The sequence below is a fragment of the Massilia sp. UYP34 genome, from assembly GCF_056279385.1.
The window spans coordinates 405,987-432,339 of record NZ_JBWBRF010000003.1 but is presented as its reverse complement, the minus strand read 5'-3'; the positions used below and the strand labels follow the sequence as shown (position 1 = coordinate 432,339).

Sequence of the window (26,353 nt, the reverse complement as noted above, 5' to 3'; positions counted from 1 at the left end):
CGGACCGGCGTCCTGACCATCAAGAGAAACAGATTTTATGAAACCGATTCAAGTTGGCCTCCTGGGCATCGGCACCGTGGGTGCCGGTACCTTCAACGTCCTTCAACGCAACCAGGAAGACATCCGCCGCCGCGCCGGACGCGGCATCGAGATTGCGATGATTGCGGCGCGCAACATCGAACGCGCGCGCGAAGTGACCGGCGGTGCGGTCGAGATCGTGGCCGACCCGTTTGCGGTGGTCAACCATCCGGACATCGACATCGTCGTCGAGCTGATCGGCGGCTACGAGTTGCCACGCGAACTGGTACTGCAAGCAATCGCCAACGGCAAGCACGTCGTCACTGCCAACAAGGCGCTGCTGGCGCTGCACGGCAACGAGATCTTCGCCGCGGCCCAGGAGAAGGGCGTGATGGTGGCCTTCGAGGCCGCCGTGGCCGGCGGCGTGCCGATCATCAAGGCCCTGCGCGAAGGCCTGACCGCCAACCGCATCGAATCGGTGGCCGGCATCATCAACGGCACCACCAACTTCATCCTGAGCGAGATGCGCGAGAAGGGCCTGGATTTTGCGACCGTGCTCAAGCAGGCGCAGGAACTGGGCTATGCCGAGGCCGACCCGACCTTCGACATCGAGGGCGTGGACGCGGCCCATAAATTGACCATCATGTCGGCGATCGCTTTCGGCATTCCGGTGCAGTTCGACAAGGCCTATGTGGAAGGCATCAGCCAGCTGCAGGCGGCCGACATCCGCTACGCCGAACAGCTCGGCTACCGCATCAAGCTGCTGGGCATCACGCGCCGCACCCACACCGAGTCGGGCGAGGGCGTCGAGCTGCGTGTGCACCCGACCCTGATCCCGGCCGCGCGCCTGATCGCCAACGTCGAAGGCGCGATGAACGCGGTGCTGGTGCAGGCCGATGCGGTCGGCGCCACGCTGTACTACGGCAAGGGCGCCGGTTCGGAACCGACGGCGTCGGCCGTGATCGCCGACCTGGTCGACGTGACCCGCCTGCTGACCGCCGATCCGTACAGCCGCGTTCCGCACCTGGCGTTCCAGCCGAACCAGATGACCGACGTCGCCATCATGCCGATGTCCGAGATCACCAGCAGCTATTACCTGCGCGTGCACGTGCAGGACAAGCTGGGCGTGATGGCCGACCTGACCCGCATCCTGGCCGACGCCGGCATCTCGATCGACGCCGTGCTGCAGAAGGAGCCGGGCGACCAGACCGACATCGACATCATCATGCTCACGCACCAGACGCGCGAAAAGAGCATCGACGCGGCGATCGCCAAGATCGAAGGCTTGCCGGCAGTGATCGGCAAGGTGACGCGGATTCGCCTGGAAGCGCTGGCCTGAGGGAGACGCCGCCGAAACCGCCGTTGCCCATGCCAGGGCAACGGCGGTTTTTTCATGGCGGCGGCATGCTCTCGTGCGCCAGCAAGGACGCTGGATACGGCTCGAAACGGCGCGGTAATTCCTCGTCATCGTCGAGGAGGGCGGTGGTGAGGAGCAGCAGGTCCTGCTCGATATGCTCGAACAGCGCATTGGCGACGCTGGCGTAGCTGATGTGGAAGTTGGCGGAAGTCATCCGCGGATTCTACCCTCGCTGCAGTGCACCAATGTGCCAGATCAAGCCTGATTTGACCGGCTTCAAGCATCCGCCGCACGCCCGGACGGTGACGGCCAGCACGCTTGCCGTGCCGGGAAGTCCATGCGCGCGCAAGCACGTCGTACTGTAGAGCAATACTTACGGGTTTGGATGCGAATACGCAATCATGAATGTGAGAAACAGCGTTTGTCCGGTTGTGCCTTGCGTTGTACATTACGCACTCCATCACAGCCGAGCGTTCCAGCATGAGCCAACCGAATCAGTTTTCCCTGCTGACCCAGCGCCGTTTCGGCCCGTTCTTCTGGACCCAGTTCCTGGGCGCCTTCAACGACAATCTGTTCAAGACGGCGCTGCTGGTCGTCATGACCTATGACGCGATCAACTGGACCACGCTCGATCCCTCGCTGCTCAACAACCTGATCCCGGGGCTGTTCATCCTGCCCTACGTGGTGTTCTCGGCCACCGCGGGCCAGATCGCCGACAAGTTCGACAAGGCCAGGCTGGCGCGCATCGTCAAGGTCGCCGAGATCGCGATCATGCTGGTGGCCGGCATCGGCTGGATGACGCACACGCTGTGGCTCCTGATCGCGGCGGTGGTCGGCATGGGCATGCATTCGACGCTGTTCGGGCCGGTCAAGTACGCGTATCTGCCGCAGAACCTGAAGCCCGACGAGCTGGTCGGCGGCAACGGCGTGGTCGAGATGGGGACCTTCGTCGGCATCCTGCTGGGCGAAGTGGCGGGCGCGATCCTGGTCGGCTACAAGCCGAACGGCATCATGCTGGTGGCCGGTGCAACCTTGCTCTTTGCCGTGCTGGGCCTGGCCGCCGCCTGGCGCATCCCGCCGTCGCCGCCGCCGGTGCCCGAGCTGCGCATCAGCCGTAACTTCATTGCCGAATCGTGGCGGAACCTGGCGTACTCGCGCCAGAACCGCACGGTGTTCCTGTCGATGCTCGGCAATTCCTGGTTCTGGTTCTATGGCGCCTTGCTGCTGGCACAGTTCCCGGTGTTTTCGAAAGACTATCTGATGGGCGACCACAGCGTGTTCGTGCTGTTGTTGACCGTGTTCTCGCTCGGCATCGGTCTCGGCTCGCTGCTGTGCGAGCGCCTGTCGGGCCACAAGGTCGAGATCGGCCTGGTGCCGTTCGGGTCGATCGGCCTGTCGGTATTCGGCATCGACCTGTATTTCGCCAGCGAAGCCTTTGTCGCCAGCACGACGCTGGTGGACTGGACCGGCCTGCTGAACCAGCCCGGCGCCTGGCGCATCCTGGCCGACCTGGTGATGATCGGCGTGTTCGGCGGCTTCTTCATCGTGCCGCTGTTCGCCCTGATCCAGACCCGCTGCGACCAGAAGCACGTGTCGCGCACGATTGCCGGCATGAATATCCTGAACGCGATCTTCATGGTGGCGTCCGCCGGCGTGGCCATCCTGCTGCTGGGGCAGGGCTTCAGCATCCCGGAACTGTTCCTGACCACGGCGCTGCTCAATGCGGTGGTGGCGGTGTACATCTTCTCGCTGGTGCCGGAATTCCTGATGCGCTTTCTGGCCTGGCTGCTGATCCACACCGTGTACCGGGTGCGCACCATCGACACGGCGCGCATCCCGACCGAAGGCCCGGCGGTGCTGGTGTGCAACCACGTCAGCTATGTGGACGCGATCGTGATCAATGCCGCCAGCCCGCGTCCGATACGTTTCGTGATGGACCATCGCATCTTCAAGACGCCGTTCTTGCGCTGGATCTTCCGCGCCGTGAATGCGATCCCGATCGCGCCGGCCAAGGAAGATCCGTGGACGATGGAAAAGGCCTTCGTCGACATCGCCCATGCGTTGCATCACGGCGAACTGGTGTGCATCTTCCCGGAAGGACGCCTGACCTCGACCGGCGAGATGAACGAGTTCCGCAGCGGCATCGCGAGAGTCGTGGAGCACAGCAAGGTGCCGGTGATCCCGATGGCGCTGCGCGGCCTGTGGGGCAGCTGGTTTACGCGCGACAGGAGCAATCTGTTCGAGCGCAGGATTGCGCGCGGCATGCGCTCGCAGCTGGCGCTGGCCGTCGGCCAGCCGGTGGCGCCGGAGCAGGCGACGCCGGAGTACCTGCAGCAGCAGGTGATGGCGCTGCGCGGGGACTGGAAATAGGGCCTGCCGCCCCGGAGTTGGCGACGATCTCGCACTGTATGGCAAAAACGCAAGATTTTTTCGCTGGCTCTGATATAATTATCGACTAGTCGGGGCGTAGCGCAGCCTGGTAGCGTACGTGCATGGGGTGCACGGGGTCGGAGGTTCGAATCCTCTCGCCCCGACCAACAGAACCAGTGAAAAAAGCCAGCTCTCGAGCTGGCTTTTTTCACATCAAGGCGGCGATCCCTGCGATGCCGGACCCTGCTCGTCCAGCATATCGAGCAACTGGCCGACGTCCACCGGCTTGACCAGGTGCCTGGTGAACCCGGCCCGTTTCGACGCCGCCATGTCTTGCGGCTGGCCGTAGCCGCTCAGGGCGATCATGGCCGCGCCGGCCACCAGCGGCGCCGCGCGCAATGCCCCTACCAGCTGGTAGCCATCCATATCCGGCAAGCCGATATCCAGCAGGCAGACGTCGAAGCCGTCCTGCTGCACCCGTCGCAGCGCCGCCATCGACGAATCCTCGACCTGCACCGTGTGCCCCACCGCCGACAGCACGATGCCCAGCGATTCGGCGGCGTCGCGGTTGTCGTCGACGATCATGATGCGCAGCGTCGAATGCGCAGCCAGCGTTGCGTCGTCCTCGCGCCGCCGTGCGTCGTCATCAGCGCCATCGGCGCCGAGCGGCAGGACCACACTGAAACAGCTGCCGCGCCCCGGCCCGTCGCTGTGCGCCTGTACCTGCCCGCCATGCAGGTCGACCATGCTGCGCACCAGCGCCAGGCCAAGCCCGAGCCCGCCCTGGGCGCGGTCGGGCGTGCGCTTGGCCTGCGTGAACAACTCGAATACGTCGGGCAGGAGCGTCGCATCGATGCCGATGCCATTGTCCTTCACGCTCAGCTTGACCTGTCCCGCGTCCGGCACGGCGTCGGCGGACACCGTGATTTCGCCGGCTTCCGGCGTGTACTTGGCCGCATTGTTGATCAGGTTCGCCATCACCTGCACCAGCCGCTTGCGATCGCCAATGACGGTGACGTTGGCCGCGCCGAGGCGGGTCGACAGGGTGTGGCCCTTCTTTTCGATCAGTGGGCGCGCCTGTTCGATGGCGCTCTGGATCACCGACTTGAGGTCGACCTGTTCGCGCTCCAGCTCGACCAGCCCGCGCGTCACGCGCGAGACGTCGAGCAGGTCGTCCACCAGCTCGACCATGTGCCGCACCTGGCGGTTGATGACGTCGCTGGCGTGGGCGATGCGCTTCGGGTCGACGCCGGACAGCCTGAGCATCTGGGCCGCGGTGCTGATCGGCGCCAGCGGGTTGCGCAGTTCGTGCGCCAGCATGGCCAGGAACTCGTCCTTGCGCGCGTTTGCCGCCTTCAGTTCTTCGGCGGCCAGCTTCTGGTCGTGGATGTCGGTGACCGTGCCCATCCAGCGGGTGATGCGGCCGGCCTCGTCGCGCACCGGCAGCGCGCGGTTCAGCACCCAGCGGTACTCGCCGCTGTGGTGGCGCAGCCGGTGTTCGAGCTCGAACAGGGCCCCGCTCGCCCGGCTCCCGGCCCACAGCGCCTGCAGCGTCGGCAGGTCGTCGGGGTGGATGACGGTGACCCAGTGGGTGCCGAGCAGCTCGGTGCTGGACAGGCCCGTGAAGTCGGCCCAGCCCCGGTTCGAATAATCGTTCTCGCCGTCGGCCCGGCACGACCACACCATCTGCGGCATCGCGTCGGTAATGGTGCGGAATTTTTCTTCGCTTTCGCGCAGCGCGCGCTGCGTGTCGACCTGGGCCGTGAGGTCCATCGAGGCCGCCACCGCGCCGGCGATGGCGCCATCTTCCGCGCGGATCGCGGTGGCGCGGGTGAGCAGCGTGCGGCGCTCGTCCGGGCGGCCGAAGGGGGCGATCTCGACGACGTCGGCCTCGACCTGCTCGCCTCGCAGCGCGCGCGCCAGCGCCCATTCGTCCGACCGTATCGGCCTGCCGTGGCGCTCCGAGTCGTCAGCCCACCAGCCGCGCCACACGGCGTATTGATCCTGGCTGGTGGGCATCGGATGTTCTCCCCACAGCTGGCGGTTCATGTGGTTGACGGACGACAGCGCGCCGTTCGCATCGGCGTAGACGATGCCGACCGGCGCCGAGCTGAGCAGCGCATCGAGGCGACGACGGTCGGCCTCGGCCTGGCTGGCCGCGGCGCGCGCCGCCGTTTCGCTGGCCTGCAGCGCGCGCTCGGCGTTCTTCTGGTCGGTAATGTCGGTAAACAGCAGGGCCACGCGGCGCTCGACCGGATGGGCGATCGGGCTGGCGTAGACGGTGAACCAGCGGCCCATCGCCTGCGAGAATTCCTCGAAACGCCGCGCCACGCCGGTGCGCGCGATCTCGTCGTAGGTGGCGATCCAGCGCTGTTCCAGGTCCGGCACCAGCTGGCGCGCGGTCTTGCCCACGCTGTCGGCGAGGCCGGTATGGCGGGCGAAGGCGCGGTTGGCTTCCAGGATGACGTAATCGACCGCACAACCCTGTTCATCGTAGACCAGGTCGATCAGGCAGAACGCATCGTCCATGGTCTCGATCAGCGCGTGGTTCGTCTGCTCCAGGCGCTGCCGCAGCAGGTGGTCTTCGGTTACGTCGTTGCAGATCACCAGCACCCCGTGGATGCCGGCCTCGTCCTCGATCGGGCTGTAGCCGTAGGTCCACCACACGTCTTCGCGACGGCCGTTGCGGGTCAGCGGGACCAGGCGGTCCTCGTACCAGGCGCTGGTGCCGTCGCGCATGACGCGCTCGATGTCCGGTCCGATCAGGTCCCAGGCTTCTTCCCAGCACGGGCGGCCGGGCTGGCCGAGAGCGGCCGGATGGCGCTCCGGGCCCATGGTCTGGCGGTAGCCGTCATTGTAGAACTGGATCAGGTCGTCGCCCCACCAGATGAACATCGGGTGATTGCTCGACAGCAGTACCCGCAGCACCGTCTTCAGGGTCGAAGGCCAGCCGTCGGGCGGGCCGAGCGGGTTGTCGTCCCAATCGTAGGCGCGCATGAGGGCGCCCATCTCGCCGCCGCCGGCCAGGAAGCTGAAACTGGAGTTCAAGGTGTTTGAAGTAAAAGGTGGAGAGCCGTAAACGCTACGGGCGATTGTTCTGTCGGCAATTGTAACGTGTGCAGCGCGGGTTCTTGATCACGACGCCGTCGGGCATGCCGACCAGCGGCCAGTCGTGCTCCTGGCGCCAGTGCTCGCGCACCAGCTGGGCGGTCTCCGGTTCGGCACTGGCGCAGGCGCAGTCGAACCCGGCGCAGCCGCGACAGCGGCGGGATCCCGGCGTCGCGTTGTCATCAAGTTGACACCATCGGTTGCTAAGATTGCTCCCGTGTCTCTCCGCGTGATCCCTCAACGGATACTGCGTTGTTCCGTCGGCCTTGCGGTCGGCGGATTTTTTTTTGCGCCTCCCGGCGGGCATGGCGCCGTGATCCACGGCGTGCTGATCGGAGAGCGGGTATGCGGCGACGGCCAGGCGACGCCCGACGATCCGGGAATGCAGGCGACGTTCAGGCGTGGACGGTCAGCTCGCGCAGGATGGCGCACTGGCCGGCGGGCCGGGTCGAATCGCAGCGCTCGCGCAGGCTCGACAGTTCGGCGCGCAGCTTGCTCAGCTCCAGGATCTGGCGGTCGATCTCGGACAGCTGGTGGTCGACCAGCGCGTTGACGCCGCTGCAGGAGCGGTGCGGCTGGTCCTGGTAGCCGAGCAGGGTTTCCACCTCGCCCAGCGACATGTCCAGCGATCGGCAGCGGCGGATGAAATGCAGCCGCTCGGCGTGGCTGGCGTCGTACATCCGGTAATTCGCCTGCGACCTGACCGGCGGCGGCAGCAATCCCTTTTGCTCGTAGAAACGGATTGTCTCGGACTGGCAGCCCGTCAGTTTCGCCAACTCACCAATGCGCATCAGCATGATCTTCCCTTGACCTTGTAGTTACTACAGGGATTCTAATGGTTTATCGTCATTGGAGGTGCGCTCATGTCCGCTTGCTGTTCCGGTTCCTGCAGTCCGTCCACGCCGCCGCCCGACGGGCGTTACCGCAGGGTGCTGTGGGCGGCGCTGTTCATCAACTTCGTCATGTTCGGCGTGGAGCTGGTCAGCAGCCTGGCTGCCGGATCGGTGTCGCTGCTGGCCGACTCGGTCGACTTTCTTGGCGACGCCGCCAATTATGGGGTGTCGCTGTTCGTGCTGGGCATGGCCGTGGTGTGGCGTTCGCGCGCGGCCTATGCCAAGGGCGTCGTGATGGGCGTCTTCGGCGTGCTGGTGCTGGCGCGGTCGCTGTGGCTCGGCCTCGACGGCCACCTGCCGCATGCCCCCACCATGGGGGCGGTCGGCCTGCTGGCGCTGGCCGCCAATGGCGCGGTAGCGGCCATGCTGTACGCGTTTCGCAACGGCGACGCCAATATGCGCTCGGTGTGGCTGTGCACGCGCAACGACATGATCGGCAACCTGGCCGTGATGCTGGCCGCGCTGGGCGTGTTCGGCGCCCGCGCCGCATGGCCGGACATCGTGGTGGCGAGCATCTTGGCGTGCCTTGGTTTGTCGGCGGCGCGCCAAGTGATACGGCAGGCGCGCGCCGAGTTGCGGACGCAGGCGCCGGCAAGCTTGCCCTCGGCCACGCCCACGCCCACGGCCACTCCTGCGCCGGTCGTCGAGATCCGGCGGCGCTGAGCGGCGGGTATCCCGCCGTTTCGCACATACTTCAAGAACGTCATCCCTGCGGTTGCGAGCCCGCCTGCGGCCGCAGGTCTTCGCGCTCGCCATGCCGGGCGATCAGCCTGGCCGCGCTGACCAGGTCTGGCGCGATGCGCGTGGGCAGGCGGCGTGGTCCCAGGCGCCATTCTGTCTCGTTGCCGTTGTCGATCAACAGGGTGCGGCAGCCGGCGCGGTTGCCGGCCTCGACGTCATGCAGGATGTCGCCGATCATCCAGGAGGCGCGCAGGTCGATGGCGTGTTCGTGCGCCGCGCGCAGCAGCATGCCGGGCGAGGGCTTGCGGCAGGCGCAGGCGAAGGCATAGTCGCTGACGGTGCCGAGTGGGTGGTGCGGGCAATAGTAAAAGCCTGCGAGGGTGAGCTGTTCGCGAAACAGCAGGTCGCCCAGGCGGTCGGAGACCGGGCCCATTGCCTCTTCGGTGAAACAGCCGTGCGCGATGCCCGGCTGGTTGCAGACCACGAACAGGCGATAGTCGAGCTCGGCCAGCATGCGCAGCGCCGCGCCGGCCCCGCTCACCAGGCGGATGCGGCGCGGCTCGGCATTGAATGGGATGTCGTCGACCAGCGTGCCGTCCTGGTCAAGAAAGATGGCTTTCATGCGCGCTCAGGCGAAGCGCACGCGGTAGCGCACCGCGCCGGCCAGGCGCCAGAACACGGACAGTGGCGGCAGCAGGATCGAGGTGATCGCCATCTCGGCCACGTGCGAGGCGCTGTGGGCGGTGCCCTTCAGGCGGCGCAGGAACAGGCGCACCGTGAGCGCCAGCCAGGCCAGGGTGGCGGCCAGGGCCAGCCAGCGCACGCCCAGCGCCCAGCAGGGCAGGGCCAGCAGCAAGGCGGCGACGATCGCGTAGTGGTCCCAGCACGGATGCGCTTCGATGCGTTCGCGGTAGAGCGTCGGATGCTTCTTGTACAGCAGCGCGTCGAACACGGCATGGCGGATCTGCAGCAGGCTCGCACCCCAGGGCGCCGGACGTACCGGGTGCACGGCCAGCGCCTGCGGCGCGCGCACGATGCGGATGCCCTGTTCGAGCAGGCGGAAGTGCAGGTCGGCGTCGCTGCCGCGCTGGACGCTGAAGCGCTCGTCGAAGCCGTCGAGCCGTTCGAGCACCGGCTTGCGGACGAAGCAGTTGGCGCTGGTGAAATCGGCAAGCTCGTGCGCATGCGCGCTGCGCTGGCGGTCGGTGGGGCGGGCCGGCACCGGGGTCTCGATGCGGCCGCAGACGACGTCGGCGCCGCCGTCGAAGGCGGCGAGCCCCTGGGCCAGCCAGTCGGGGCTGGGCACGGCGTCGTCGCTGGTGAAGGCGATGACGTCGGCGCGCGCCGCGCGCCAGCCGCGGTTGCGCGCGGCGCCGGGCCCGCGCGGCCCGGTATTGGCGACATACGCCAGCCGCGGCCCGCGCTCGAGCGTGCGGGTGCGCCAGCCGGCCACCAGGTGCAGCGTATTGTGGTTGGGTTCGTCGTCCACGACGATGACCTCGACGCTGCGCGGATCGACGCTCTGGCGCATCAGGGCGTCCAGGCTGCGGTCGAGCAGGTCCATGCGGCCGCAGGCCGGCAGCACGACGGAAACCGTGGGGATGGCGGCGGGCGTGGCGTTGGGCGTGGCGGGATTGTGGGCATCGTCCGTAGCAGGCATGGGATGTCTCCGCTGGTCTCGCGCCACGGCATGATCGTGGCGATGTCGAGCGGTTCGATTGCCATGCGTATGAAGCGGTTCCTGCGGTCCGGTACGGCTTGGAGATGGATCAAGCACGAAGGCGGAAATACACCTTCGGGCGCCCATGCGTCCAGATCACACCGGATCCGTGGCAATCCGGACGCTGGTTGAACGCGTGGACGGCCAGGCCGTCCACACAACGCCAGGGCTGTGGTGCGGGATGACGCTTCGTCAGCCGCGCGAGAAACCGGTGTCGTCGTCCATCTTGCGGTCGCCCGCCAGCTTGTTGGCTCCGCCCGGGCTGCGCGGGTAGCCGCCGGCAGCGTCGTTCGACTCGTGCACCGGGTTCGGATCGGCATGCATGCTGCCGCCCACCTGGTAGCCTTCGCCCTCGGTGCGCAGGCCGGAGTTGCCCGGGCTGCGCGGCAGGCCGCCGGCCACATCGTTCGACTGGTGGACGTCGTGGCTGCCCGTGTCGCGGCCCGCGCTGCTGCCGGGGTTGCTGCCCGCGTCGCGCGCCGCAGCGGCGTCGACTTCTCGCTGGATCCGGCTGGCGCTGGCGTCCTGGGTGTCGGCGCGATTATCAGAGGCGCCCTGGCGGTTGCCGTAGATGTCGCCGTGCTGCACGCCCGGCACGCCGGCCTCGGTGCCGATCGGCTCCGGCGCCGCGGTGCCCGGCACGCGGCCGTCGCGACCCGGTTCGGCGCCGTGCAGCTGCGGGTGCGCCGGATCCTGCGGATTGAGCGTGTCTCCGGTCTGGGTCTTGCCCTGGCGGTTCAGAGCGTCGCCGGTCACCGAGACGCCGGTATCGCGCTGGCGGTTGCCGACCGGCTGCTCGAGCTTGCCCCAGGCGTCGGAGTGCATGCCCATCTGGCGCTCGTGGCTGTCGGTCACGCCCTGGGTGGTGCCGCTGCCGCCTGACTGCTGGCCCTGCATCGAGCCGCCCTGCGCCCGGCTGCCGCCCGACTCGTCGATCGCGGAATTGCCTTGCTGACGGCTGGCCGCGTTGGGGTAGGTATGGTCCAGCGGACCATCGCGGGTGATGCCCTTGGCGCCGGGGACGCCTTTTTCATTGGCGCCATAGTCGGCCTGGTTGCCGGGGAGCGTGTGCTTGTCTTGCTTGTCGGTAGTCATGACGGTCTCCTGTACTGATAGACAGGCAGGTCGGATTCCTGCCGCAGACCGCCATGATGCGCGCCGCGCGCGCCGTACAGAATAGGAAGAGGTAGGGGGACGGTGTAGGACTGATCCTGACGAGTTTGTTGATTACTGGAAGTTATTTTTCGCACATGCATTATTTGTCGCGCGATGTCCTACAAAGTCATCTGAAATCCTCCTATAGCCGCATCGGAGATGCCTGCCTAAGATGGGCTTCGACTCATCGTTCGCCGGCGCCGGTCCGGCGGCGACGGGTCTCAAGCCTGCCGCAGGACGCGGCGGTTTCCATAGTGTATAAGGGAGAGCGTGATCATGGCCTCAAGTAATCAAGGTAACAAGCAATCTGGCAATCAGGGCAGCAGCCAGAGCAGCGGCACCCGCAATCGCGGCTTCGCCTCGATGGATCCGGCGCGTCAGCGCGAAATCGCCAGCCAGGGCGGCAAGGCCGCCCATGCCAAGGGCACCGCCCACGAATTCACGTCGGAAGAGGCACGCCGCGCCGGCAGCCTGAGCCACGGTAATCGCCAGTCGGCCAGCGCCGGCGCCGGCACGGCATCGCGCACCTCGACCAAGAGCGGCAACCGCCAGAGCACCCAGGGCGGCAACCGCAGCGGCGGCTCGAAAGAATAAGCTGGCAACCGAATATGCCTGCCGCCGGTCGGAGGCCGGCGCGGGAAATGCGACGGGAAGCTGGGGGCTTCCCGTTTTGCTTTTGTTTTGCCTGTAATACACACAAAACGCGAATGGGATAAGGTAGAATCGCTGCGCCTTTTTCAACCTTCCCCCAAGGATCAACGTCGTGAAACCAGCGGTCATCCGTCAAGTCAAGAGCCTGTCCATGTCCTGCGACCGGGTCGGCAACCTGTTGCTCACCAAGTTCTCCACCCAGGGCGCGAGCGACGTGGGCGTCCACGTCCCGGCTTCGATCGTGTTCTGGCTGCTCAGGCACTTGCCGGTCAACCGCGATCCGCAGCTGAAACCGCCGCCTGCCGGTCCCGGCATCACCCAGGCCGACTGGGACAGTCCCCACGTGCCGCGCGCGCAATACGTGAACTGCAAGGAACTGCCGGGCGCGATCCGCATGACCTTCGTGCTCGACCGCAAGCCCGACCTGACCGTCGTCCTCGACCGCGGCAACGTCGAACTGATGCGCCAGATCATGGACATGTACGCGAAGGACCTGATCGACCTCGACGCGCAGTAAAACACGCGCTCGCGGCCCGGCCCGGCATCAGCGGTCGGCATGGCCGATCCGGTATCATGGCCGGGCCAACGTCGGGCTGGCGCCCGATGCTTCCGATATTCGCACACCGTCCACCGCGACGGGCCATGAAAGGATCCCACGATGCCCATCAAGATCAGCACGATGTTCGACTCCGGCGCGATCGACGTCGTCCGCGCCGACAACGCCGGACAGATCGACCTGAACCTGCGCAAGGATTCGCACGCCGATATCCACCAGTGGTTCCACTTCCGCCTGCAGGGCGCGCGCGGCCAGGCGGTCACGATGCGCTTCCTGAACGCCGGCCAGGCCACCTATCCGAAGGGCTTCGAGGGCTACCAGGCAGTCGCGAGCTACGATACCGAGAACTGGTTCCGCGTCCCCACCAGCTTCGACGGCCAGGTGATGACCATCAACCACACCCCGGAACTGGACAGCGTCTACTACGCCTATTTCGAGCCCTACACCTGGGAACGCCACCTGCGCTTGCTGGGCGAAGTGGCCGAGAGCCCGATCGCGCGCGTGATCGATATCGGCAGCACGGTCGACGGCCGCGACATGAACCTGGTGGTGATCGGCAATCCGCAGGCAGAGAAAAAGATCTGGGTCATCGCCCGCCAGCACCCGGGTGAATCGATGGCCGAATGGTTCGTCGAAGGCATGATGGATGCGCTGCTCGACAACGCCAATCCGGTGGCGAGGAAGCTCTTGCAGCGCGCCGTGTTCTACATCGTGCCGAACATGAACCCGGACGGCTCGGTGCGCGGCAACTTGCGCACCAATGCCGCCGGCGCCAACCTGAACCGCGAGTGGATGAACCCGTCGCTCGAGCGCAGCCCGGAAGTAGTTTGCGTCAAGCAGAAGATCGAGGAAGTCGGCGTCGACATGTTCTTCGACATCCATGGCGACGAAGCGCTGCCCTATAACTTCGTGGCCGGCTGCGAGATGCTCGACAACTTCACCGCCGAGCGCGCGCTGGAGCAGAGCGCCTTCATCGACCGCTACATCGCCTGCAGCCCGGACTTCCAGAAGGAATACGGCTACGCCGCCAGCAAGTACAACGACGAGCTGCTGACGCTGGCCTCCAAATACGTCGGCCACCACTACAAATGCCTGTCGTTGACGCTCGAGATGCCGTTCAAGGACAACGCCAACCTGCCCGACCCGCACGTCGGCTGGAACGGCGCGCGCAGCGCCGGCCTGGGCGCGGCGATGCTGCAGCCGATCCTGCAGGCGCTGGGCTGATCCATGGGCCTCGAGATCGAGCGCAAGTTCCTGGTCGCGGGCGACGCCTGGCGCCAGCTCGGCACGCCCGTCCTGGTGCGCCAGGGTTACCTGAATTCGGACCCGGCGCGCACCGTGCGGGCGCGCATCTACGGCGACCAGGGCTTCCTCACGATCAAGAGCAAGAGCGAAGGCGCCGCGCGCGGCGAGTGGGAATACCCGATCCCGCTGGGCGAAGCCGCCGAACTGCTCGACCGCCTGTGCGAGCGGCCGCTGGTGGAAAAATACCGGCGCCGCATCGCGCACGCGGGCTTTACCTGGGAGGTCGATGAATTCCTGGGTGATAACGCGGGCTTGATCGTGGCCGAGATCGAGTTGCCGGCCGAAGACGCCGTTTTTGACAAGCCGGACTGGGTCGGCCAGGAAGTCACCGGCGACAAGCGCTATTACAACTCCAACCTGATCCGTTCCCCGTATTCCACCTGGACCGATACCGACCGATGACCATCGTTACCCACCGCCGCCGCAGCCTGCTCGCACTTTCCTTCACCACCGCGCTGGGCCTGGCGCTGCCGGCCGCCGGCGCGCCCGGCGCCGGCGATGCGGCGTCGCATGCGGCCTCGCCTGTGGCCTCGCCTTTGGCCTATTTCCCACCGGCCGGCGAATGGGCCCGCAAGGACCCGGCCCAGCTGGGCATGGACCCGGCGGCCCTGGCCGCGGCCGTCCGGTTCGCGCAATCGCGCGAGACCGAGCGTCCGCTCGACCTGTCCGACCAGGAAGCCATCTTCGGCACCCGCCTGGGCTCGATGCCGACCCGGCGCGCCCAGACCAACGGCGTCGTGATCTACAAGGGCTATGTGGTGGCCGAGTTCGGCGACACGCGCTTCGTCGATCCGACCTATTCGGTGGCCAAGAGCATGCTGGCGACCGTCGCCGGCGTCGCGGTGCGCGACGGCCGCATCCAGGTCGAGGACCCGGTGGCGAAGACGGTGAACGACGGCGGCTACGCCGCGCCGCACAACGCGCAAGTGACCTGGAAGCAGCACCTGCAGCAGGAATCCGAGTGGGAAGGCGAGCTGTGGGGCAAGCACAGCGATTTCATCGGCAAGCAAGCCTTCGGCAAGGGCGAGAAGAAGCCGCGCGCGATCAAGGCGCCGGGCAGCTTCTATGAGTACAACGACACGCGCGTGAACCGCTTCGCCCTGTCGCTGCTGCGCGTGTTCGGCCAATCGGTGCCGGACGTGTTCCAGCAGCAAGTCATGGATCCGATCGGCGCGTCGCCGACCTGGAAATGGGTTCCCTACCATAACAGTTATGTGGAAGTGAACGGCAAGCAATTGCCGTCGGTAAGCGGCGGCACGCGCTGGGGCGGCGGCATGTGGATCGACAGCTGGGACATGGCGCGCTTCGGCTACCTGTGGCTCCACCAGGGCAACTGGGGCGGCAGGCAGATCCTCCCCACTTCTTACGTGAAGCAAGCGCTCACGCCGAGCGCCCATGGTCCGGACTATGGCTACCTGTGGTGGCTCAATACCAAGGGCAAGAACCTGCCAGGCATGCCGGCCACCGCCTTCGCGGCGCTGGGAGCGGGCAGCAATGACATCGTCGTGTCGCCCGAGCATGATCTGGTGATCGTATGGCGCTGGCATGCCGGCAACGCGGCCGAGTTCGCCACCCGTGTCATCGCCGCTATCCGTCAATAAAACGTCCACTATCCGCAACGCGGGCCGCGCCAATTGTGCGGGGCAAAACGGGGTTTGAGTGATATATTTTTATCATTAATCCCACCCGCGATGCGGTGTTGTGTGTCCTCTGGTTAAATCCGACAATCTGTTCTTGCAGTCAACCCGGTCGGGTCGAGGTCAGGCATACGCTCCGGCATTGCCAACACCACCAGGACACACAAGAATGAACAAGAATATCGCCATCGTCGGCGCTGGATTCTCCGGGGCCGTGATCGCAAACCAGCTGGCGCAGGCCGGCTATACCGTCGACGTGTTCGAATCGCGTCCCCACATCGCCGGCAACTGCTATTCCGAACGCGACGCCGAGACCGGCGTCATGGTCCACGTCTACGGCCCTCACATCTTCCACACCGATAACGAGCGCGCCTGGGAATTCGTCAACCGCTACGCCGAGTTCAAGCCTTACGTCAACCGCGTCAAGGCCATCACCGGCGGCAAGGTGTTCACCCTGCCGATCAACCTGTTGACCATCAACCAGTTCTTCAACAAGACCATGGGGCCGGCCGAGGCGCAGGAATTCCTGCAGAGCCTGGGCGACAAGTCGATCGAGAACCCGACCACCTTCGAAGAGCAGGCGCTGCGCTTCGTTGGCCGCGAGCTGTACGAAGCCTTCTTCAAGACCTATACGATCAAGCAGTGGGGCCTGCACCCGAGCGAGCTGCCGGCCAGCATCCTCAAGCGCCTGCCGGTGCGTTTCAATTACGACGACAATTACTTCAACCACAAATACCAGGGCATGCCGGCCGACGGCTACACGGCGCTGGTGCAGAACATCATCGACGTGCCGGGCGTGACCGTGCACCTGAGCACGGCCTTCGATCCGGCGGACAAAGGCAATTACGCCCACGTGTTCTACAGCGGCCCGATCGACGCCTGGTTCAAGCACGAGGAGGGCCGCCTGCCTTACCGCACGCTCGACTTCGACACCTTCCGCGCCGACGGCGACTACCAGGGCAATGCCGTCATCAATTACTGCGACGACGACAAGAAATACACCCGTATCACCGAGCACAAGCACTTCTCGCCGTGGGAAAAGCACGAAAAGACCATTTGCTACGCCGAGTACAGTCGCCAGTGCGAAGAGAAGGACGTGCCGTACTACCCGATCCGCCAGACGCGCGAGAAGGCGCAGCTGGAGCTGTACGTGAACAAGGCGAAAAACGAAGAGAACGTCACCTTCGTCGGCCGCCTGGGCACGTACCGCTACCTGGACATGGACGTCACCATCCACGAAGCGCTGCTCACTGCCGACAAGTTCCTCGACAGCGCCAGGAACGGCGAACGCATGCCGGCCTTCACCATCGATCCGATGGCATAACGGCTCAGGCCGCGCTCATGCGGCAGCCGCCGTCGATCCACAGGTCGGCGCCGAACCCGGTCTTTTCCGGGTTCATGTCCGTGTTGGCCGGCCCCGGCAGCACATCATTGATCATGTTCCCGCGCGGCCCCGGTTCGCGCGCCAGTCCCCGGGTCAGGCCGCCCGGCGCCGGCTTGCTCATCGCATACACCGACCCGTCCACCATCGGCATGTGCAGCGCATTGGTGCTGCTGATGTCGACGTTGCGTCCGTCTTCCTTCATGTGCGTCAGCACCGCCTTCGCCGTCGGCGGCGTGCCGCCGACCAGGAGTGGAAACTAACCTGTCCGAAGTCGTTTGATTGTCAACCAACGGCATACAATCGCTGGATCGCCACCGTCAAGACAGCGCCATCATCGCGGCGCGCTGGTGAAAGTCTTGCCGGGCTGGTGCGTGAAGGGGCTGGCGCGGCGTTTCATCACGCCGGCGCTTGTTGCAAGAGGGGCAGGGAGAGAGGTGACGCTCCCGCCGCGGCGGGAGCGTGAGCGAGGTCAGTGGAAGTGCTCGGTGCCGGCTGGCGCGTCTTCCGGCATTTCCGCATGCACCAGTTCGCCGGTCGGGTCGGCGAACAGCGGCGCGCCGCAGTCGTCGCAGTACTCGGCCACGTAGCGTTCGTTGATGCGCTTGATGTGGGCGATGCCGGCGTCGTTGAGGTGGGCCGCGATCTCGTTGATCGGAGACAGCGCCGTGGCGGTGACCGCCAGCGGGCCTTCCATCGGCGTGCCGTTCTCGTCTTCCTGGCCGTACAGCGGCCAGACGATGCCATACACCACGTCGGCGCTCTGGCGCATGGTGAACGAGACGCGGTACTCGTCGATCTGGATGTCCGGCGACTCTTCGCCGAAGCCGGCGATCACGGCGCGCAGGTCGGACGCTTCCACGCCCAGAATATTGGTCAGGTAGTGCACGGCGGCGCGGATCGAGATCGGGCGGATCAGCTTGTCGGCCTCGCGGCAGGCGACGTAATAGGCTTCCGGCAGCAGCAGTTCGATGCCGCAGCCCGGCAGCAGGCGTGCGATATTTGCGGTGGCCTGGGCGCGCCACTGCTCCAGGCTGCGATTGCGCTCTTCGGCGAAGCGCAGGTGGTGCTGGGGCTCTTGCCAGCGGAACAGAGGCTCGCCGGCCGGGGCGACGATCGCGATCAAGAGGTAGCGGGTGTCGGCCAGGAAGGGCGCGGTGTCGTCCAGGTGCTGGGCCGGCTTGATGGTGCTGCCCTTGTGGGCGGCGGTGGCCAGCTTTTGCGTCAGCGCCGCGGTTTCGGCGTGGGTGCGCGGCAGCTGGTCGAGCGAGTACAGGGTGGGCGCGATCGCCATCCTGGTGCCTTCGGCCAGCAGATGGGCCGAGAAGTGGGCGCCCAGGGTCGACAGCATGTCGTTCGGGATGGCGCCGGTGGCGATCGAGAAGCGGGTCCAGGCCAGGATCGGCGCCGCGACCAGCAGCGCCTGCCAGGTGACGTCGCCGCCATCGGCCTGCTCGACCATGGTGGCCGATTCGCTGACCGCCTCGACGGTATCCATCAGCACGTCGTAGGAAGCCAGGTCGTCCTTGAACAGGGCGTTCAGGGCAGCGTCGATGCTGTCCTGATGATTGGTCTTGAGCAGCTTTTGCAGGCAGGTGTCGAGTTGGCGTTCCCACGCCCGCTCTTCGGCACGGCTGGCGGCTTGCATGAGGGCTTGCGAGAGGCTGACGAGGCGCTGGCTTTCTGCGGAAAGTTTTGGAGTTGAATCTTTGGAAGGACGACGCATGGCGCTGGTGGGTCTCTTGTCAGTGAATGTTTCGAAAGTCCTGGGGGTGATGATAAACCCATATCCCCGGTATTGTAGTTGATTCGGCCACAGGTCATGAACAATGGGTGTGCCGGGGCGCGATGGCCTGCAGATGAAAAAAGGGCATGCGATCGCTTGCACATTGCACCAACACGATAGATAATGAGAATAATTCTCATTCAATAATGTTTGGGAAGAGCGATTGGTGTGTTCGAGCTGTATCTGGTTTGTGTATATACCTTGTGTATTTAGCTTGTGTTGCAGTAGCCGCCGGCGACCGGGAAAGCGCTGGCGGATGTGTCACGGAGTACCACCCCCGCCGGGCAACCGGATTCAGCCCTCCTGACGCCGTCAGGAGGGATTTTTTTGTTGGCTCGCTAAGAAGACGAACGACATGATGCTGCATATTCCCGGCGTGCTGACGCCGGACCAGGTGGCCGATATCCGCGCCCGCATGGCGGGCGCGCCGGAATGGCTAGATGGCCGCGAGAGCGTCGGCCCGCAAGGCGCGAAGGTCAAGCGCAACCGCCAACTGGGCGAGGGCACGCCGCTGGCCGCCGAGCTGGGCCAGATCGTGAGCGCGGCCCTGATGGCGAACCCGCTGTTCTTTTCCAGCGTACTGCCGCTGCGGGTGCTGGCGCCGTACTTCAACGCCTACGGCGGCGGCGAGCATTACGGGCTTCACGTGGACGGCGCCATCCGCGCCCAGCGCGGCGGCGGGGCGCCGGTGCGGGCCGACGTCTCGACCACCGTGTTCCTGAGCGAGCCGGACGAATACGAAGGCGGCGAGCTCGAAGTGGTCGACCTGTACGGCGCGCACGAGGTCAAGCTGGCGGCGGGCGACGCGATCGTGTATTCGTCGGGCAGCGTGCACCAGGTGCGGCCGGTGACGCGCGGCGAACGGGTGGCTTCTTTTCTTTGGACCCAGAGCATGGTGCGCGACGACGGCAAGCGCGGCATGCTGTTCGATCTCGACACCCAGATCCAGAAGCTGCGCGCGCAGCATGGGGAGTCGGAGATCACGGTGGGGTTGACGGCGCATTATCACAATCTGCTGAGGATGTGGGCCGAGGTGTGATGCCTGCAGGGAGGACCTTCGCCGCGCGTTAACGAGACATCGGTAAGCTCTTCCATGCAGCAGCGTCGAGAAATTTGCCCATTCTCAAGGATGCGCACTCAGGAGTTGCCAGAATCCATGCTTGTTCCGGTGAGAAATAACTGGAGGATAGCGTGGGCATGGCTCCTGACCTCAGCAGTCCCCTGCAGTCTGGAAGCGACCTGACTGCTGATAATCGTCCAATCAGGCTGAGGATATCCGGCCAGGACAAACCGGGCAGCGACATGCTGCTCCCCCAATCGATTCATGGTACTGAAACCGTATGCGGTGGCTTCAAGTACCAGATCGATTGTGTGGCGACCTCGTGCCGTCTTCCACTGAAGGATTTTATCGGCCGGCCGGCAACCCTGGAGTTCGTCACTGACCGGGGACGGCTGAGGCAAGTCAGTGGTGTCATCGCCCAAGCCAACTCGGGTGAATCCGATGGGGCGATCTCCAGCTATCGCATCATCCTTTGCGATGTGATGACGATCATGGAGCAGCGTATCAATACGCGTGTCTTCCGGTGCTTGAGCTGGCCCGAAATCGTGGTCGTCGTGCTGAAGGAATGGCTTCAGATATACGGTGCGCAGGCTGGAGCCTTCGACTACGAGTTTGCAGATGGATTTCGTCTTGAAAACTATCCCGGACGTGAGCAGACAATCCAGTTCAACGAATCCGATGCTGTATTCGTGCGGCGGCTTCTCGGCCGTTCCGGCATTGCATGGTTCTTCCGACCCGGCAGCAGTCGCGTCTTGCAACAGAACGGTCAGGCGAGCGAGTGGGCGGCAGCGCACACGCTGGTGCTGTTCGACGCCCATAGCAGTCTTGCCCGGAATGATGCCGGCGTAGTCCGTTATCACCGCGATGATGCCACCGAAGAGCGCGATTCCGTCACGCGTTGGGGAGCCGTGCGCAAGTTCCAGGCGGGTAGTGCGAGTGTATTCAGCTGGGACTACAAACAACCGGGAAACGCTCCGGCGATGGTAACCGAGGTGCCCGGCAAGATCGATCAAGGCGCTTCAGGCAACCGGTTGGCCGGCGCGGTGCAGGAATACATCGTCGAATCTCCGCATGCCGCAACGGACGGCGACCAGCTGTACCGTCTGGGACTATTGCGCATGCAGCGTAAAGAACTCGATTCGAAGTGCTTTATCGGAGAGGGAACCGTGCGCGATTTTCGCGTAGGGGAATACTTCACGATCATGAATCATCCCGAGATCGATGGCCATCCCGTGGCCGAACGCGATTTCGTCATCACGGCGCTCGACGTCAGGGCGCGAAACAACCTGCCGAGAAGCCTGGAAGAACGGGTGCAGCGGCTGTTCGCGTGCAATGGCTGGGATAGTCGACAAGGCGGGCCTGCCGCGGGCGAGAACGCCAATCCTTTCCAGATGCGATTCGAAGCCGTGCGGCGTGCCATTCCGATTGTCCCGGCATTCGATCCACGGACCGATCTGCGCGACCCCGGTCTTCAGATCGCGCTCGTGGTCGGAGCGCAGAACGAGGTCGTTCATTGCGACGAGTATGGTCGCGTCAAGATCCGGTTTCCGGCAACGCGTCCGGCCGATCATCAGCACGCCGGGGGCGCCGGCGCGTCGGCGACCGACACGGATTCAGCCTGGGTGAGGGTGGCAAACCACTGGGCTGGTACAGGAGATTCACATTGCGGCAATCTGACTCTGCCGAGAGTCGGGACCGAGGTGCTGGTCGCGTTCATCGGCGGCGACCCGGACAAGCCGATCATCATCTCTCAACTTTACAACGCACATGCCTTGCCACCGCCGTTGAGCAAGAACGCGAACCTGCCTGCCACGCGGTATTTGTCCGGCATACGCAGTCAGGAAATTCAGGGATGGCGCGCCAATCAACTCCGATTCGACGACACGCCTCATGAAATCAGCGCGCAGCTGGCCAGCGACGATGGCGCTTCACAGCTCAATCTGGGTTGGCTGACGCATCCAAGGGGCGAGCGCCGTCAGCCCCGTGGCGAAGGCGCGGAGCTGCGCAGCGACCATGCCGTGGCGATCCGCGGCGGTAAGGGTGTGCTGATCACTGCGGATGGCAAGACCAGGGCCGAAGGCAATCAACTGGATCGGGCCGAACTGACCGGACTTGCCGACGGACTGCGCGACATCGCGGACCAACTGGCAAAGCTTGCCGAAACCCATGCCAAGGATCCGGACAACGGACCTCTGCTGACCCAGCTGGTGGACAAGCTCAGGCATCTGGATCATGGGACCAATGCCGTCGAGGGCAGTGCTGGCGGCGCACCCATCGTCGCCGTCAGCGGACCGGCCGGGATCGTCATGGCGAGCGCGGAAAGCCTGGCGCTGGGCGCCGAAAAGAATATCGACCTGATCACGGCTGCGGATACGCATCTGGCGGCCGGCGGGCGGACGTCGGTACGCGCGACCAATGGACTCAGCGCTTTCACGAACGACGGTGGCATCAAGCATGTTGCGGCGCGGGGCGATATCCGCACCGAGGCGCACGACGGCGCCATTCATCAGATTGCCAAGAAAGTCATGGAGCTGATCAGCACCACGGATTGGATCGAAATCAAGGCGAGAAAGGGCGTTCGCATCTATGGCGGTGGCAGTGAATTGAAGATCAGTGCCGAAGGCATTGTCGGCAACACGACTGGGAACAGCCACATGTATGCCGCCGACCATCAGACCTTTGCGAAGAAGGCGTCTGAGGTGCAATTTCCTGACGAGCTGCCGCATCACGACATTTGCATTCCCTGCATGCTGGCGGCGGCGCGTGCGCATAGTCCATTGGTGGAGGCGGAATGAGCGGCGGCAACGGAGAACTGTCTGTGTATCTCTTGATCGATAACGGCCTGTTGCACGACCTTTCGGCTGGTTATGCGCATGCCGATGCAAAGAGTCGCCCGATCTGGCTGGCACCGGTTTACGCGCAACGCGCATTGGAGGTTAGTCCGCTCCTGATCGACGTCGAGGCGGCTTATGAAGCCGGTGACATCGAGAAAGTCATGGGCTATGTGAGCGCGTGTAAGCCGGCATTACACACGTCGATTATCGAAAGCGAATTGAAACTTGGAGAGCTCGTCCACCATTTGCGCCACTTTATTTTCATTGTCGATCCGAACGGTAAACAGTTCACGCTCAGATATGCTGATTGTGCGGTCCTAGCAACGCTCTCATCTGTACTGACGCCGGCTCAATGGGGGGCAATGAGAGGGCCTATAGCGCGTTGGGCAGTACACGATAGATCAGGATCGATCATCCATTTGCCGTTGATCGAATCAGATGCTCGTGCACCGACGCCCTTTTGCCTGGATTGGGAACAGTTGGCAATGCTCGACGAGGCCAGCGAACCCGACCACCTTATTGCAAAAGCGAAAATGATGCGTCACGGGGCCAATTTTCCTGGCAATACCGTGGAACAGCATGCTTGGGCACGAGGCGCTCTTGAGGTATGGCGAGCCGCTGGCAACTCTAATCCACTGTTCCTGACATTTTTGACTGAGGCAGTGTTAACAACACAGGGGGGTATTCTAAATAGGAGTGAGGTTCGCGAGTGTCTTGCATTAAGTAATATTGATATATTTTCTGCTCGATTGAAGGAACTCGTGGCGCGAATGTAGGGACAGTTGAACTGCTCTTGGTTACTCCAAGTTCGATTTCTCATTCCTTATTGCTCTTAGGGTGAGGTGTCTGACAGACGAAGAGCTCGCTGAGCATCAGCGTGAAATCGACCGTGATAGAAAGAAATACGGAGATTGGCGATGATGCGTGACGATTTTCGCATTTTTCCGAATAAAATTTCTCCGGTATCAGAATGCCAATCAACTTAAACATCTTTGGGAATAGTTAAGCTAAATATTTCCACGAACGGCTTAGTAAAATCGTGTGCGAAAGACAAGTTTGTCTCGAGGAATAAATCTTAGTGGTAGACGCATTCCCTGCTCTCATGTAAAGGCTCCAGGAATCTATGAAACTAATCAAAAAATTCTATTCATGGCGGAGGCTGGGAATTTCACTGGTGGCGGCGGGAATATTCGTCTCGCTCGGCTTAAGGATGTTAGAGCAAGACGTGAAAGAAGAACGCTTTCCTGCTGACGTCGTAGGCGTTCATCATCTTGGCGCAGATCATGTCGTCAATAATTTCTATATCAACAAAAGTATCAGTGATAACGTTGGAGAAGGCGGTGGGGGCGGTAGTAGAAGATGTTGTGTGAATTTACCAAGGCAACCGAGTTCAAATCTATCAGCAGACGTGCGTTGGGAGGTGAGTCGAATTATTAGGCACGCTGATCCAACTGCCCCGGAAACTGTAGAGCTTGAGGGAATATATCAAGCACAGGTGCCGGTTGAGTCATACGTAGAGCCGGGAGATTTTTATGTTCATTTTTTTTCTAATGGGCGCGTGCGAATTGTGGTGAGCAGATATACATCCAGTGGCGAACTCCATCCAATTCAGGCTGATGATGCCTTGGCGGAAAATGTGGCGACACCAGGACGTCCTATTAAGGCTATTTTTAGCAAAGGGGAATTGGATGAATTAGAGCGGAAAATTTACAATGATAGAAAGTTACATGGGGACTGGAGATGAAAAATACAAAAGAATCGAAATTTACAGTTCTTCCAGTTAAAGCCTCGCCAGCTTCGCAAATTAAGAGGGTCCTTCCGGAGAGCGAGTGTAACGTAAAAAAATGCGAAAATAGAATAAATGTGGGAATATTTTTTGATGGAACTAACAACAACCTCGATGAAGACTCTCCTTCGCGCTCCCATACAAATATTGCAAGATTATATGGCGCCTATTATTCAAATGAAAAACTCGGTTCTCATCGAATCTATGTTCCGGGGGTCGGTACGAAGTTTTCTGATATTGGAGAGAATGAGAGAAGCTCTTTGGGCGCTGGTTGTGCATTTGGCTGTGAAGGGCGGGTGATCTTCGGTTTATTAGAGATATTGAACTTTCTTCACCGGCAGTGCTATTCTGAAAACCTTTTTGATAAAAGTGCTGTTCTTGCCCTGTGTCGTAATGGTTCATATGTGAATCTTAAAATTGATAAGGAGAATTTGGCGAAGCTCGGTGAAGACAGTGGCTTGTTGGAGCCGGAGATGGGAGATGGGAATAGGCGGGATTTTTTGACGCGACAATGTAAGCTCTTGAAGGAAAAACTCAAGACTGGAAAGCCTCGTATTGTAGAATGCTTCATCGATGTTTTTGGATTCTCCAGAGGTGCAGCGGAAGCACGAGTGTTCTGTAGCTGGTTGAATGAATTGCTTGTTGGCGAATGCCTCGCTGGGGTGCCGTTGCGTTTCCGGTTTGTTGGAATTGTCGATACTGTTGCATCGGCGGGATTTTGGTCTGGCGTAATTGCGTTTGCAACCAAATCAACTGGGGGGCACGGCGCTTGGGCTAGTGCTGAAGCTCTGCGCTTACCATCTTCCGTTAAAAACTGTGTGCACATGGTGGCAATGCACGAGCTTCGACGAAACTTCCCTCTCGATCTCATTGGCATTGATGGAAAAGTGCAGCAGGGCTGGCTCCAATTTGCTTATCCGGGTTCGCATAGTGACGTCGGTGGCGGATATCGGCCAGGGGAACTCGGTATTGCGGTAGGGGACGATTCACAAAAACTGTCACAGATACCTTTGAATCATATGCTGGAATGTGCTGTGGCAGCTGGCGCTCCGATCACTAAATCACGTCCTGCCGACGGAGAATATGATCCATTTGCTATTCACCCCGATCTTGCCAAGGCTTACGAAGAGTTTATTGACCAAGCTACGTTGAACCCGCGGCCAGTTTACGAATGGCTTCAACCTTATCTAAATTGGCGTTGGCAAATTCGTGACCGCTTTCACACAACTAGCCAAGTCGTTCGCGCAGGCGAGATGGATAGGAGGGTGTTGCTCAGCCATAATAAGACATTGGTCGATGATGCTAATATAATGGGGCGAATGAATAAACATAGGAGTTTCGGTCAGATGGCACAGGCGGCGATGAAAACCATCATCATGTCTCGAAAAATACGATTTGTCGAGATTGAGATCGCTTGAGCCGGAGGCTCGATCTATACTTGAGATTGCTCAGAAGTCCAAGCCGACGCCTACTTCTTTCGCCAGATTATTTGAACACTACGTGCATGATTCGCTCGCTGGATTTAATTCGCCTATACTGGAAAGCCCTGGTTATTGGCGCTACCGAAGAGTCTACCTCGGTACCGATGATCACGCTGTTGCGGCGGTCCATCATGTGGATACTGGGACCAGCGCCGTCTGACGATCTAAGGGAAAAAGATACCATGAAGGATCAAAACGGACGCGGCGTTATCCGCCTCGGAGATAAAACCAGCCATGGCGGAGAGGTTATATCGGCAGCCGGAGATTTCACAGTGCTCAGCAAGCGAATCGCCGTCGAAGGGGATACTACTTATTGCCCCAAATGCGAAGGCCAATTCCCGATCCAGCCCAGCGGAAGCACCCGCAAGCATCACGGCAAACAGGTCGCATATGACCAGGATCTCACCGCGTGTGGCGCCAAGCTCATCTCTTCAATATGACTCCCACTGCCATCTGGTGACACTCTCGAAAATGTCTGGCAGGACAGGATCATGCAAACACAAAAGGGCTGGAACCCTCCCGGATTCCAGCCCTTTTCGCTTGAAGCGGCAGCCCGCCTGAGCGGGCTTACCCG

At 62.7% G+C, this 26,353-nt stretch carries 23 protein-coding genes and 1 tRNA gene; 16 read left to right on the top strand and 8 right to left on the bottom strand.

Annotation, left to right across the window (positions count from 1 at the left end; all coding sequences use genetic code 11):
- The first annotated feature begins 37 nt into the window (after window positions 1–37).
- On the top strand, window positions 38–1,357 hold the full coding sequence (locus ACZ9AQ_RS08595; protein WP_429203341.1) for a homoserine dehydrogenase: 1,320 nt from the start codon (window positions 38–40) through the stop codon (window positions 1,355–1,357).
- Between the two features lie 52 nt (window positions 1,358–1,409).
- Here the strand turns inward: ACZ9AQ_RS08595 and ACZ9AQ_RS08590 are convergent, their stop codons facing one another.
- Window positions 1,410–1,589: a hypothetical protein gene (locus tag ACZ9AQ_RS08590; protein WP_429203340.1), complete on the bottom strand. Its 180-nt coding sequence runs from the start codon at window positions 1,587–1,589 to the stop codon at window positions 1,410–1,412.
- Between the two features lie 266 nt (window positions 1,590–1,855).
- Here ACZ9AQ_RS08590 and ACZ9AQ_RS08585 point away from each other — a divergent pair, with 266 nt between their 5' ends.
- Together ACZ9AQ_RS08585 and ACZ9AQ_RS08580 are read left to right on the top strand one after the other, a co-directional pair.
- A complete protein-coding gene (locus ACZ9AQ_RS08585; protein WP_429203339.1) occupies window positions 1,856–3,745 on the top strand; it encodes an MFS transporter in 1,890 nt (629 codons plus the stop codon).
- 90 nt (window positions 3,746–3,835) lie between these two features.
- Window positions 3,836–3,912, top strand: a tRNA-Pro gene (locus ACZ9AQ_RS08580).
- Between the two features lie 46 nt (window positions 3,913–3,958).
- Here ACZ9AQ_RS08580 and ACZ9AQ_RS08575 read toward each other — a convergent pair.
- Window positions 3,959–6,793, bottom strand: a complete 2,835-nt coding sequence (locus ACZ9AQ_RS08575) for a hybrid sensor histidine kinase/response regulator (RefSeq protein WP_429203338.1) — start codon at window positions 6,791–6,793, stop codon at window positions 3,959–3,961.
- A gap of 455 nt (window positions 6,794–7,248) precedes the next feature.
- Window positions 7,249–7,650 (bottom strand): Cd(II)/Pb(II)-responsive transcriptional regulator, encoded by a 402-nt coding sequence (gene cadR / locus ACZ9AQ_RS08570; RefSeq protein WP_429203337.1) that lies wholly within the window; start codon window positions 7,648–7,650, stop codon window positions 7,249–7,251.
- Window positions 7,651–7,716: 66 nt separating this feature from the next.
- On the opposite strand from cadR, the gene ACZ9AQ_RS08565 reads away from it, so the two are divergent.
- Complete coding sequence (locus ACZ9AQ_RS08565; RefSeq protein ID WP_429203336.1) at window positions 7,717–8,409, top strand: cation efflux transmembrane domain-containing protein; 693 nt, start codon at window positions 7,717–7,719, stop codon at window positions 8,407–8,409.
- A 40-nt stretch (window positions 8,410–8,449) separates the two neighbouring features.
- Here ACZ9AQ_RS08565 and ACZ9AQ_RS08560 read toward each other — a convergent pair whose 3' ends face one another.
- From ACZ9AQ_RS08560 to ACZ9AQ_RS08550, 3 genes are all read right to left on the bottom strand, one after another.
- Window positions 8,450–9,049: a D-glycero-alpha-D-manno-heptose-1,7-bisphosphate 7-phosphatase gene (locus ACZ9AQ_RS08560; protein ID WP_429203335.1), complete on the bottom strand. Its 600-nt coding sequence runs from the start codon at window positions 9,047–9,049 to the stop codon at window positions 8,450–8,452.
- A 6-nt stretch (window positions 9,050–9,055) separates the two neighbouring features.
- A complete protein-coding gene (locus ACZ9AQ_RS08555; protein WP_429203334.1) occupies window positions 9,056–10,087 on the bottom strand; it encodes a glycosyltransferase family 2 protein in 1,032 nt (343 codons plus the stop codon).
- A 252-nt stretch (window positions 10,088–10,339) separates the two neighbouring features.
- Window positions 10,340–11,242, bottom strand: a complete 903-nt coding sequence (locus tag ACZ9AQ_RS08550; RefSeq protein ID WP_429203333.1) for a hypothetical protein — start codon at window positions 11,240–11,242, stop codon at window positions 10,340–10,342.
- Between the two features lie 336 nt (window positions 11,243–11,578).
- On the opposite strand from ACZ9AQ_RS08550, the gene ACZ9AQ_RS08545 reads away from it, so the two are divergent.
- The 6 genes from ACZ9AQ_RS08545 to glf all read left to right on the top strand — a co-directional run bounded on the left by ACZ9AQ_RS08545 (window position 11,579) and on the right by glf (window position 16,775).
- Window positions 11,579–11,896, top strand: a complete 318-nt coding sequence (locus ACZ9AQ_RS08545) for a KGG domain-containing protein (protein ID WP_429203332.1) — start codon at window positions 11,579–11,581, stop codon at window positions 11,894–11,896.
- A 169-nt stretch (window positions 11,897–12,065) separates the two neighbouring features.
- Window positions 12,066–12,470 (top strand): hypothetical protein, encoded by a 405-nt coding sequence (locus ACZ9AQ_RS08540; protein ID WP_429203331.1) that lies wholly within the window; start codon window positions 12,066–12,068, stop codon window positions 12,468–12,470.
- A 141-nt stretch (window positions 12,471–12,611) separates the two neighbouring features.
- Window positions 12,612–13,733: a M14 family metallopeptidase gene (locus tag ACZ9AQ_RS08535; protein WP_429203330.1), complete on the top strand. Its 1,122-nt coding sequence runs from the start codon at window positions 12,612–12,614 to the stop codon at window positions 13,731–13,733.
- Between the two features lie 3 nt (window positions 13,734–13,736).
- Entirely contained in the window at window positions 13,737–14,216 is a 480-nt protein-coding gene (locus tag ACZ9AQ_RS08530; protein ID WP_429203329.1) for a CYTH domain-containing protein, read from the top strand.
- A complete protein-coding gene (locus ACZ9AQ_RS08525) occupies window positions 14,213–15,415 on the top strand; it encodes a serine hydrolase domain-containing protein (RefSeq protein ID WP_429203328.1) in 1,203 nt (400 codons plus the stop codon). Before ACZ9AQ_RS08530 ends, ACZ9AQ_RS08525 begins: the two co-directional genes overlap by 4 nt.
- 205 nt (window positions 15,416–15,620) lie before the next feature.
- Window positions 15,621–16,775 (top strand): UDP-galactopyranose mutase, encoded by a 1,155-nt coding sequence (glf, locus tag ACZ9AQ_RS08520; protein ID WP_429203327.1) that lies wholly within the window; start codon window positions 15,621–15,623, stop codon window positions 16,773–16,775.
- A 4-nt stretch (window positions 16,776–16,779) separates the two neighbouring features.
- Here glf and ACZ9AQ_RS08515 read toward each other — a convergent pair whose 3' ends face one another.
- Together ACZ9AQ_RS08515 and ACZ9AQ_RS08510 are read right to left on the bottom strand one after the other, a co-directional pair.
- The gene (locus ACZ9AQ_RS08515) at window positions 16,780–17,082 is read right to left on the bottom strand and encodes an SDR family NAD(P)-dependent oxidoreductase (RefSeq protein ID WP_429203384.1); all 303 of its coding nucleotides are present in this window, start codon (window positions 17,080–17,082) and stop codon (window positions 16,780–16,782) included.
- 222 nt (window positions 17,083–17,304) lie between these two features.
- The gene (locus ACZ9AQ_RS08510; RefSeq protein WP_429203326.1) at window positions 17,305–18,558 is read right to left on the bottom strand and encodes a DUF2863 family protein; all 1,254 of its coding nucleotides are present in this window, start codon (window positions 18,556–18,558) and stop codon (window positions 17,305–17,307) included.
- A gap of 415 nt (window positions 18,559–18,973) precedes the next feature.
- On the opposite strand from ACZ9AQ_RS08510, the gene ACZ9AQ_RS08505 reads away from it, so the two are divergent.
- The 6 genes from ACZ9AQ_RS08505 to ACZ9AQ_RS08480 all read left to right on the top strand — a co-directional run bounded on the left by ACZ9AQ_RS08505 (window position 18,974) and on the right by ACZ9AQ_RS08480 (window position 26,219).
- Window positions 18,974–19,657 carry a Fe2+-dependent dioxygenase gene (locus tag ACZ9AQ_RS08505; RefSeq protein ID WP_429203325.1) on the top strand — a complete coding sequence of 228 codons (684 nt, stop codon included), beginning with the start codon at window positions 18,974–18,976 and terminating at the stop codon, window positions 19,655–19,657.
- A gap of 158 nt (window positions 19,658–19,815) precedes the next feature.
- Window positions 19,816–22,473, top strand: a complete 2,658-nt coding sequence (locus ACZ9AQ_RS08500; RefSeq protein ID WP_429203324.1) for a type VI secretion system Vgr family protein — start codon at window positions 19,816–19,818, stop codon at window positions 22,471–22,473.
- Entirely contained in the window at window positions 22,470–23,288 is an 819-nt protein-coding gene (locus tag ACZ9AQ_RS08495; protein ID WP_429203323.1) for a DUF4123 domain-containing protein, read from the top strand. Before ACZ9AQ_RS08500 ends, ACZ9AQ_RS08495 begins: the two co-directional genes overlap by 4 nt.
- A gap of 347 nt (window positions 23,289–23,635) precedes the next feature.
- Window positions 23,636–24,256: a DUF3304 domain-containing protein gene (locus tag ACZ9AQ_RS08490; RefSeq protein ID WP_429203322.1), complete on the top strand. Its 621-nt coding sequence runs from the start codon at window positions 23,636–23,638 to the stop codon at window positions 24,254–24,256.
- Entirely contained in the window at window positions 24,253–25,716 is a 1,464-nt protein-coding gene (locus ACZ9AQ_RS08485) for a T6SS phospholipase effector Tle1-like catalytic domain-containing protein (protein ID WP_429203321.1), read from the top strand. The genes ACZ9AQ_RS08490 and ACZ9AQ_RS08485 overlap by 4 nt, the downstream gene beginning before the upstream one ends.
- Before the next feature lie 245 nt (window positions 25,717–25,961).
- Window positions 25,962–26,219, top strand: coding sequence for a PAAR domain-containing protein (locus ACZ9AQ_RS08480; protein WP_429203383.1), 258 nt, complete (start codon window positions 25,962–25,964; stop codon window positions 26,217–26,219).
- Window positions 26,220–26,353: the final 134 nt, after the last annotated feature.